The 9470-nt window shown below is 70.4% G+C and carries 9 protein-coding genes; 2 read left to right on the forward strand and 7 right to left on the reverse strand.

The annotated features are described in order from the left end of the window. From cydC to NQ160_RS12810, 5 genes are all read right to left on the reverse strand, one after another. Nucleotides 1-1271 (reverse strand): thiol reductant ABC exporter subunit CydC (cydC, locus tag NQ160_RS12790; protein WP_257515611.1); only part of this gene is annotated, 1271 nt, incomplete at its 3' end. After that, nucleotides 1268-2971, reverse strand: coding sequence for a thiol reductant ABC exporter subunit CydD (gene cydD / locus NQ160_RS12795; RefSeq protein ID WP_257515370.1), 1704 nt, complete (start codon nt 2969-2971; stop codon nt 1268-1270). The genes cydC and cydD, both read right to left, overlap by 4 nt. 105 nt (nt 2972-3076) lie before the next feature. After that, nucleotides 3077-4108, reverse strand: coding sequence for a cytochrome d ubiquinol oxidase subunit II (cydB, locus tag NQ160_RS12800; protein ID WP_257515612.1), 1032 nt, complete (start codon nt 4106-4108; stop codon nt 3077-3079). Between the two features lie 9 nt (nt 4109-4117). Further along, nucleotides 4118-5545 carry a cytochrome ubiquinol oxidase subunit I gene (locus NQ160_RS12805; protein ID WP_257515613.1) on the reverse strand — a complete coding sequence of 476 codons (1428 nt, stop codon included), beginning with the start codon at nt 5543-5545 and terminating at the stop codon, nt 4118-4120. 229 nt (nt 5546-5774) lie between these two features. Further along, on the reverse strand, nt 5775-6389 hold the full coding sequence (locus NQ160_RS12810; RefSeq protein WP_257515614.1) for a helix-turn-helix transcriptional regulator: 615 nt from the start codon (nt 6387-6389) through the stop codon (nt 5775-5777). 133 nt (nt 6390-6522) lie between these two features. On the opposite strand from NQ160_RS12810, the gene NQ160_RS12815 reads away from it, so the two are divergent. Together NQ160_RS12815 and NQ160_RS12820 are read left to right on the forward strand one after the other, a co-directional pair. Beyond that, a complete protein-coding gene (locus NQ160_RS12815; RefSeq protein ID WP_257515615.1) occupies nt 6523-7443 on the forward strand; it encodes a diacylglycerol/lipid kinase family protein in 921 nt (306 codons plus the stop codon). 15 nt (nt 7444-7458) lie between these two features. Then, on the forward strand, nt 7459-7920 hold the full coding sequence (locus tag NQ160_RS12820; RefSeq protein ID WP_257515616.1) for an ASCH domain-containing protein: 462 nt from the start codon (nt 7459-7461) through the stop codon (nt 7918-7920). Nucleotides 7921-8004: 84 nt separating this feature from the next. On the opposite strand, the gene NQ160_RS12825 is transcribed toward NQ160_RS12820, so the two are convergent. Further along, on the reverse strand, nt 8005-8316 hold the full coding sequence (locus tag NQ160_RS12825) for a hypothetical protein (protein WP_257515617.1): 312 nt from the start codon (nt 8314-8316) through the stop codon (nt 8005-8007). A gap of 23 nt (nt 8317-8339) precedes the next feature. Further along, entirely contained in the window at nt 8340-9392 is a 1053-nt protein-coding gene (locus NQ160_RS12830; RefSeq protein WP_257515618.1) for an LLM class flavin-dependent oxidoreductase, read from the reverse strand. Between the last annotated feature and the right edge of the window lie 78 nt (nt 9393-9470).

Consider the following 9470-nt stretch of genomic DNA (forward strand, 5'->3'; position numbering starts at 1 on the left):
TCCGGCGACAGATCGCGCACCGAGCGGCCCCCGATGTCGTAGGTGCCGGTGCAATCGAGGAAGCGCACGAGCACGTGGGCAAGGGTCGTCTTGCCGGCGCCGCTGGATCCGACGACCAGCACGCGCTCGCCGGGGCGCACGTCGAGGTCGACGCCGCTGAGGGACGGCGTCGCGGCGTCCGGCCACGTGGCCGAGACGTCGCGCAGCCGCAGCCCCTCGCCGAGTGCGGGCGCCTCGCCGGTCGCGGGCGGCGCATCGCGGACGAGTCCGGCGGGAATGTCGGCGGGCACGGATTCGGCGATGCGCTCCGCCGACGCGTGCACCTGCCGCCAGGCGGCTGCGGCCAGCGGCACGGCGCCGAACACCTCGAAAACGGCCATCGGCACGAGCACTGCCACCGCCAGCGCGGGGCCGCCGAGGGTGGCGGCATCCGGAGCCGTCACGGCGACAGCCAGCAGCGACGCCGCCCCCGCGAGCAGCGAGACGATGGCGGTCGTCGCCGCCTGGGCGCCGGCGCGGCGGACCACCGCGCGGCGGACGGCCCCGTCGGCCTCGGCGATGCGGGCGCGGCTCTCGGCCTCGGCGCCGTAGGCCAGCAGCACATCGAGGCTTCCCAGGTGGTCGGTCACGGCGTCGGCCAGCCGGGCGCGCAGCGGGGCGATGGCGCGCTCGGCGCGCCCGCCCGCGGCCCATCCCCAGAGCGTCGCGACGAGTGCGGCCACGATGAGGCAGGCCAGCAGGGTGAGGGCGGCGGGCCAGGACACGAATGCCACGAAGACGACGGCCGAGAGGGCCACGACAGCCGAGGCGACGAGTGGCTCCACCACGCGCAGCGGCAGGTTCTGCAACTCGTCGACGTCGTCGACGAGCGCTCCCAGCACCGAGCCGCGCCGCGTGCGGGTAAGCCCGTCGGGGGCGAGGGGGATGAGGCGACGCACCAGCGCGGTGCGGGTGGTGGCGAGCTGGCGCAGCGCCGCGTCGTGCGAAGTGAGCCGTTCCAGATAGCGGAAGGCCGCGCGCGAGAGCGCGAAGGCGCGCACCCCCACGACAGCGGCGGTGAGGTACATCACTGCGGGCTGCTCGCTGGCCCGGACGATGAGCCAGGCGCTGACGGCGAGGAGGGCCACCGCCGAAGCCTCGGTGGCGAATCCCGATGCGGCCGCGCGCCAGAACCGGCGGGCGGGCGGCATCGCGCCGCGCAGCACGTCCGCGGCGGTGACGGGAGCGGCGGTCGTCCGAGGGGCGGCCGTGGTGTTCGTCGTCGTGGTCATGCCGGCACCTCCGCCGTCTGCAGGCGCACGACGCGGTCGGCGTAGGCGCGGGCGGTGGTGCGGTGCGAGATCAGCAGCACGGTGGCGCCGGCGTCGGCGAGCCCGTGCAGGTTCCGCCACAGCAGGTCCTCGGTCTGTGCGTCGAGGGCCGAGCTCGGCTCGTCGAGGGCGAGCACGGATGCCGCACCGGCGAGGTACCGGTGAATCGCGCGCGCCACGGCGACCCGCTGCGCCTGCCCACCCGACAGTCCCGCTCCCTGCACGCCGAGCTCCCGCGCCGGATCGATGTCGACGGCGCCGGCCAGGGCGAGTGCCCGCGCCACCGTCGCGGGGTCGGGGGAGGGGGCGCCCAGTGCGACGTTGTCGGCGACCGTCCCCGAGATGAGGCCGGGGTGCTGGCCCGCCCACGCCAGCCAGCGGTCAGGGCGCAGGCGGGTGAGGGCGACGCCGCCGAGCGTCGCCTCGCCGTCTAATTCGGCCGCGCCGCGGAGCGCCGCGAAGACGCTGGACTTTCCGGCCCCGCTCGGTCCTTCCAGAAGCACGAGCTCGCCGGCATCCGCCCGCAGGTCCACCGGGGCCAGCGAGCGGTCGCCGTAGCGCACGCGCAGGTGGCGCAGCACGAGGGGACCGGATGCCGCACCGCCGGCCTCTGCAGCGGGTTCGTCTCCCGTCGGGCCTGCGGCGCCCGGCCGGTCAGCGCGGCGGGCGGCAGCCTCATCGAGCACCGCGAAGACGTCGTCGGTGGCGGAAACACCCTCGGCGGCGGCGTGGAACTGCACGCCCACCTGGCGCAGCGGCAGGTACGCCTCCGGCGCGAGCAGCAGCACGAAGAGGCCCACGAGGAGCGCGAGTTCGCCCTCGAGCAGGCGGAAGCCGATCGACACGGCGATGATCGCCACCGACAGGCTGGCCAGCAGCTCCAGGGCGAACCCGGAGAGGAACGACACGCGCAGCACCCGCATGGTCTGGTCGCGGTAGCGCTCGGTGATGCGCTGGATCGACGTGACGGCGCGGTGCTGCCTGCCGAAGACCGTGAGGGTCGACAGCCCGCGCACGGTGTCGGCGAAGCGGGCGGCCAGCTGCCGCAGGGTCTGCCACTGCTTGTCCTGCACGGCGCGGGTGGCCAGGCCGATGAGGATCATGAAGAAGGGGATCAGCGGAATCGTCAGCACCACCGTCAGGCCGGAGATCCAGTCCATCCACCACATCACGGCGATGATGAGCGGCGTCGCGATGGCCGTCTGCGCCAGCTGCGGAAGGTAGCGGGCGAAGTAGGCGTCGAGGGCGTCGAGGCCGCGCCCGGCGGTCAGGGCGAGGTGTGCCGAGTTGTGGCGGGCGAGCCAGCCGGGCCCGAGGTCGCCGACCGCCTCGACGACGTTCGCGCGCAGCTGCGCCTGCACGCGCGCCGACGCGCGGGCGGCGACCGTCTCACGCACCCACAGCAGCGCGGCGCGCAGGACGATGACCCCCGCGAGCGAGGCGAGGATGCCGGAGAGCTCGCCCCATGGCATCCCCTCGATCGCCCCGACGATCGCGCGCGTGAGCAGCCACGCGAAGGCGATGATGACGAGGGTCTGTGCGAGCCCGATCGCCGCGATCGCTGCGAAGAACGATCGCGACGCGCGCGCGTACTTCAGCAGCCGGGGGTCGAGGGGGCGGCCGCCGACGCGCGGTGGTGCGTCCGCGTCCTGCGAAGCCATGTATCGATCCTCCCACGCATGCCGCGCTCGGGCGGCGTGCCGATGACAACGGTCCGCCCCGGTCCGGCGCGCGAATCGCGCGGCGTGGGACCGGGGCGGCCGGGTTCAGTGGACTGCTGTGGCAGCCTTCTCGATCTCGACGCGGGTGACCCGCTTGCGGAACACCCAGTAGGTCCACCCCTGATACAGCAGCACCAGCGGCAGGAAGATGACCGCGGCCCACGTCATGATCGTGAGCGTGTAGTCCGTGCTCGAAGCGTTCTCGATCGTCAGGTTGAACGCCGGGTCGATCGTCGACGGCATGACGTTGGGGAAGAGCGCGAGCCACAGCGTCAGCACGGCGAACATCACGGTGCCGGCGCCGAAGCCGAAGGCCCAGCCCTCGCTGTTGCGTCGGTTCGCGGCGATCGAGCCGATCAGCAGCAGCGCCGCGATGACGGCACAGGCGAGCGAGAGCATCAGCAGCGGAGCGTCGTTCGCCACGGCCTGCATGATGGTCCACACCAGGAACACCGCGGCGACGACGACGGTGAGCATGCCGGACTTGGCCGCGAGGGCACGGGCGTCGTTGCGCACCTTGCCGTCGGTCTTCAGCGCGACGAAGTACAGGCCGTGGGTGAAGAACAGCAGCAGCGTGGTGAGTCCGCCGAGCAGGCCGTACGGGTTCAGCAGCGTCAGGAGCGAGCCGATGAACTCATGGTCTGCGTCCAGCGGCACGCCCTGCACGATGTTGGCCACCGCGACACCCCAGAGGAACGCCGGCACGGCCGAGCCGATGACGATCATGCGGTCGAAGTTGCGGCGCCAGCGCACGCTGTCGCGCTGGTGACGGTACTCGAACGACACGCCACGGGCGATGAGGGCGAGCAGGATCAGCAGCAGCGCCAGGTAGAAGCCGCTGAACAGAGTGGCGTACCACTCCGGGAAGGCGGCGAACAGGCAGGCGCCGGCGACGATGACCCAGGTCTCGTTGAGGTCCCAGACCGGCCCGATGGTGTTGATGACCTGGCGGCGCGAGACGTCGTCCTTTCCGAGGAAGGGGAGGGACATGCCCACGCCGAAGTCGAAGCCGTCGAGCACGAAGTAGCCGACGAACAGCACTCCGACGATGAAGAACCATATGTACGCGAGATCCATGACGTGCTCCTAGTAGACCGTCGTCGGGGTGTCTTCGAGGGAGGTCGGCCCGGCGTCCTCGGCATCGGGGTCCGGAAGCGGGTCCGGGCCCTTCTGCGCTGCCTTGAGGATCAGCCCGAACTCCACCACCGCCAGCGCGGCGTAGATCAGGGTGAACGCGACGAGCGAGATCAGCACCGTCCAGCCGGGGACGTTCGGCGATACGCCGTCCTCGGTGAGCATGAGACTGAAGACGATCCAGGGCTGGCGGCCCATCTCGGTGAACACCCAGCCGACGAGGCTGCCCAGCAGCGGCAGCGGGGCCGACCAGATCGCGACCTTCCACATCCAGCTCTTGACGGGGCGCGTGGCCTTCTTGCGGGTGACCCAGAGACCCACGACCGAGATCAGAGCGGCGACGCCGCCCAGGGCGATCATCCAGCGGAAGGACCAGTAGGTGACCCAGACGATGGGCATGTAGTCGATGCCGGCGCCGAACTGCTCGGTGTACAGCGCCTGCAGGTCGTTGAGGCCCTCGACGCAGCCGTCGAACGAGTGCGTGGACAGCAGGGACAGCAAGTACGGGATGCGCAGCGACCAGATCTCCTCCGAGCCGTCCGGTGTGCCGATGGAGAACAGCGAGAACGAGGCATCCGCCCCGCATGCCGTATTCCAGATGGCTTCGGCGGCGGCCATCTTCATCGGCTGCGTGGCCACCATCACCAGGCTCAGCTGGTCGCCCGAGATGGCGACACCGGCGAACGACACAATCATGAACCACATGCCGAACCGCAGCGAGCGGCGCATCGTCTCGATGTGCTGCGCGCGGGACAGGTGCCAGGCGCTGACGGCGATGACGACCGCAGCGGCGAACATCCACGCCGAGAAGATGGTGTGCGGGAAGGCGGCGAGCACGACGGGGTTGGTCAGCACCGCGCCGATGTCGACCAGCTCGGCCCGGCCGCCGTCGGCAGCCATCTCGTAGCCGACCGGGTTCTGCATGAAGGCGTTGGCGGCCAGGATGAAGTACCCCGACAGGGTGGAGCCGAAGACGACCGCCCAGATCGATGCCAAGTGCAGCCCCTTGGGCAGCTTGTTCCACCCGAAGATCCACACGCCGATGAAGGTGGCCTCGAAGAAGAAGGCCATGAGGCCCTCGAAGGCGAGCGGGGCGCCGAAGACGTCGCCGACGAAACGCGAGTAGGCCGACCAGTTCATGCCGAACTGGAACTCCTGCACGATGCCGGTGACGACGCCCATGGCGAAGTTGATCAGGAAGATCTTTCCGAACAGTCGCGTCAGGTGCAGCCACGCCACGTTCGCGGTGCGGTGCCAGACGGTCTGGAAGATCGCCACGACCAGAACCAGGCCCAGGGTGAGTGGGACGAAGAGGTAGTGGTAGAGCGTCGTGAGTCCGAACTGCCAGCGGGCAAGCAGCAGCGGGTCGAGCAGATCCATCGGGATCCTTCCTCAGAAGGGGTTTTCTTATCGCTGAAGGTAGTGAGCCGATGCTCACCTTTCCCGGCACGGAGCCGTGAATAAGCCCCTGCTGTGGTCAGACCACGCAGGCCTCATATGAGAATACCTCAGGTCGGCAAAACCGGCGCCTCGGCAGGTTCTCAGCCGGCATCCGGGCGCGCGAAATCGCCACGCCTGGGCGCGAGATGAGGGTGGCGCGGGTCGGGGCTCAGCCCCGGGCGGAAAGCTGCACGATGCACTCGCGCGGGTCGCACGAGGAGCGCATGCCGTCGACCGTGAGCGGGCCGCCCGCCTGGGCGATCACGCCCTGCATGAGCCCCAGGTGCACGGAGCACAGCACCTGACGGTGTCCGGCCTGCACCTCCGCGTGTGCGCACGGGCTGAGGTCGACGGTCAGCTCGGATTCGTCGACGATGGGGTCGAAGCCGGCGTCGACGAGGTTCTCCACCAGGGCGTCGACCTGGTGCAGCGCCTCCGTGGTCAGCTCCGGCGGCAGTTCGCTGGGGAGCACCCGCCGCATGAGGTCGCCGCGCTGTGCGGCTTCGCGCACCTTGCGCTGCTGCACCGGGCTGAAGGACTGGCCGCCGTCTGCCGCGCTGTAGAGCACCCGGGGCCGCCCACGGGTGGTGCGGTGCTCGATCTCGGACACGATGTACCCGTCGTCGATGAGTCGCTGCAGGTGCTCGCGCACCGTGTTGGCGTGCAGTTTGGTCGCCTCCACCAGCTCCGCGACGGTGCGCTGCGGCCGCTCCTGGATGAGGTGGAGGATCTCCACGCGGGAGTAGCTGGAGATGGCGCTGTAGCCGGCGGGGCGTGTGGTCACACCACCATTATTCACGGTGGCCAGACCACAGCGCCACCTGACGTTTTGCCGGGGGTGCGGCAGGCCCGTCGCCGTGTGTCAAGCCCCCCGCGTCGTGCTGGCGGCCGCACCCGCCGTCAGCCAGAGTGGGGGGATGATCGGCATCGTCTTCAATCCCACCCGTGTGGAGCGTTCCGCTCTCGAGCGTGCCCTCGCCACACGTGAGCAGCCCGTCGAGGTGCAGTGGTACGAGACGACGATCGAGGATGCCGGTGAGGGCGTGACCCGGCAGGCGCTGTCCGACGGCTGCGAGTCGGTCGTCGCCGTCGGCGGCGACGGCACGCTGCGCGATGTGGCTGCGGCGCTGGCGGGGACCGACGTGCCGCTGGGCATCGTGCCGCAGGGCACCGGCAACCTGCTCGCCCGCAATCTCGGCATCACGCTCGGCGACATTCCCCGCGCGCTGGGTCGCGCGATCGACGGCGACGACTCGCCCCTCGACATCGGCCGGATCAACCTGCACGACCGGGGCGAGGAGTTCATCTTCCTGGTGATGGCCGGCTTCGGCATCGATGCGCAGATGCTCGCCGAGACCGATGAAGAGGCGAAGGAGAAGGCCGGCTGGCTGGCCTACGTCGGGGCGCTGGGTCGGGCGATGGCGGCTACCGACGTCGTCGAGACGACCGTGGTGTTCGACGCGGACCCGCCTGCGACGGAGCCCGCGCACACGGTGCTCATCGGCAACTGCGGCACGATTCAGGGCGGCTTGCGCATCCTGCCCGACGCCGAGCCGGATGACGGGCTGCTCGACGTGGTGCTCGTCGGTGGCGAAGGCCCCGAGGGCCTGCAGTGGCTGGACGCCTTGAAATCCGTGGTCTGGGACAACGGCATCCGTCGCGCCGTCACCCGCGACGACAGCGCGGTTGACACCGCCACCACGCGTCACCGTCAGGCCGTCTCGGTGCGGGTCACGCTGCCACGCCCGCTGCCGTTCGAGATCGATGGCGAAGAGGTCGGCGAGACCACGGACATCCTCGCCACCATCCAGCCCGGCGCGCTGATCGTGCGCCGCTGATCCAGAATTGAGGGCATGACCGAACCTCTCTCCGTCGCCGACTTCTGGAGCCTCCGCCGCGCCGAGATGCCGCACCTTCCCGATGAACCCGCCGAGGCGTGGGCGTTCGGGGCGACCCCGGAGCACGCCGACGGGCTGCTGGCCCTCGTGCTCGCCGGAGTGAAGACGGGCACTGCATCGTCGCTCTGGGATTACGAGGCGACGGGCGACCGGATGCCGCAGGTCGGAGACCTCAGCGTCATCCTCGACGGCGCGGGAGCGCCGCGCGCAGTCATCGAGACCACCGACCTGCGGGTCGTCCCCTTCGACGAGGTGGATGCCGAGCACGCGCACGCCGAGGGCGAGGGCGACCGCACGCTGGCCGACTGGCGCGCGGTGCACGAGCGGTTCTGGCGCGAGCACTCCGAGAACCCGCGCGGGTACGAGCCGGACATGCCGGTGCTATGCGAGCGGTTCCGGCTGGTGTATCCGCGGTGATCCGCGGCCGCGCTGTCGGAATTCCCGCTCTCGGCGCGAATCCGGCCCGCTGAGACGCGGTCGTCGACGCTCGCGCATGCCGTCCTAGGGGTACGAGAGGTATCCGGTTGCAGGGTCGATTCCCGCGAGGAAGTCGCGAATGTCCGCAACCTGCTGTTCGCGACTGATCTGTCCGGAGATGCCGACCGTGCTGAATCCGTAGCCGTCGTTGGGGCCAGAGATCCAGTCGTAGTGAATCGAATCCAAGTGAGTCGAACCGCCATCGCGCCTGCGCACGGCGAACGTCTCACCGTCGACGGTGACGTTCCCGAGGTCGGTATAGCTGTGCGTGTCTGGGAAGGCGGATGTCGGGACGTAGACCCAGCCCTTGTCCGTGGGCTCGGGGTCGCTCTGCATGCGTTCGACCCTATCGAGGGGCGTCAGAGGGCGTGCGCGTCGACTCGATCTTCCGTGCTCGGCTTCCACCCCAGCGCCGGTGCGACGTGCTTCGCGAACGACTCGATGATGCGCAGGTTGAACGCAACACCCAGCTGGCTCGGGATCGTGAGCATGAGGGTGTCGGCACTGGCGATCGCGGCATCCTGCTTCAGCTGCTCGACGAGCGCATCGGGGGATGCCGCGTAGGTCTTGCCGAACGTCGAGCGGATGCCGTCGATGTACCCGACGCCCTCGCCCTCGGACGCATGGCCGAAGTACAGCTCGTCCTCGGCCGTGGTGATCGGGAAGATCGAGCGGCTCACCGAGACCCGCGGCTCGCCGGGGTGACCGGCCTCGCGCCACGCGGCGCGGAACGCGTCGATCTGCTGGGCCTGCAGCACGTCGAAGGGCACGCCGCGGTCCTCGGTGAGGAGGGTCGAGGACATGAGGTTCACCCCCATCGTTCCCGCCCAGGCGGCGCTGTCGCGGTTTCCGGCGCCCCACCAGACGCGGGAGCGCAGGCCGGGGGAGTACGGCTCCACCCGCTGCGTGCCGGTGCCCCCGCCGAACGGGCTCTGCGGGTCGCGCTCGGCCAGTCCCTCGCCGTCGATGGCCCGCAGGAACAGGTCGAAGTGGCTGCGGGCGATGTCGGCACCGCGCGGGTCGGTGGAACCGGTGTAGCCGAATGCCTCGTAGCCGCGCACGACGGTCTCGGGTGAGCCGCGGCTGACGCCGAGGGCGAGCCGGCCGTCGCTGATCAGGTCGACCGCGGCGGCCTCTTCGGCGAGGTGCAGCGGGTTCTCGTACCGCATGTCGATGACGCCGGTGCCGACCTCGATGTTCTTGGTCGTCGCGGCGATCGCCGAGAGCAGCGGCATGGGCGAGGCCTGCTGGCGCGCGAAGTGGTGCACGCGGAAGTACGTGCCATTGACCCCGAGGTCGTCCATGCCCTGCGCAAGGTCGATGGCCTGGCGCATCGAGTCGCCGGGGGTCAGCTCCCGCCCGCCGCCGAGGGGTCCGTAGTGGCCGAACGAGAGCGTTCCGAAGCGTTGCATATCGAGTGCAACCGATGCCACCCGGCATCCATTCCGGTCCCGCACGGCCGTCGCGAACGGCCGCTTCGGGGGCTGGGA

Source organism: Microbacterium sp. zg.Y909, assembly GCF_024626565.1.

What these genes read in the sequence shown, in the direction of transcription:
- cydD (WP_257515370.1), bottom strand. Translation starts at nt 2,971, where the DNA reads ATGGCTTCGCAGGACGCGGACGCACCACCGCGCGTCGGCGGCCGCCCC.
- cydB (WP_257515612.1), bottom strand. Translation starts at nt 4,108, where the DNA reads ATGGATCTCGCGTACATATGGTTCTTCATCGTCGGAGTGCTGTTCGTC.
- NQ160_RS12805 (WP_257515613.1), bottom strand. Translation starts at nt 5,545, where the DNA reads ATGGATCTGCTCGACCCGCTGCTGCTTGCCCGCTGGCAGTTCGGACTC.
- NQ160_RS12815 (WP_257515615.1), top strand. Translation starts at nt 6,523, where the DNA reads ATGATCGGCATCGTCTTCAATCCCACCCGTGTGGAGCGTTCCGCTCTC.
- NQ160_RS12820 (WP_257515616.1), top strand. Translation starts at nt 7,459, where the DNA reads ATGACCGAACCTCTCTCCGTCGCCGACTTCTGGAGCCTCCGCCGCGCC.
- NQ160_RS12825 (WP_257515617.1), bottom strand. Translation starts at nt 8,316, where the DNA reads ATGCAGAGCGACCCCGAGCCCACGGACAAGGGCTGGGTCTACGTCCCG.
- NQ160_RS12830 (WP_257515618.1), bottom strand. Translation starts at nt 9,392, where the DNA reads ATGCAACGCTTCGGAACGCTCTCGTTCGGCCACTACGGACCCCTCGGC.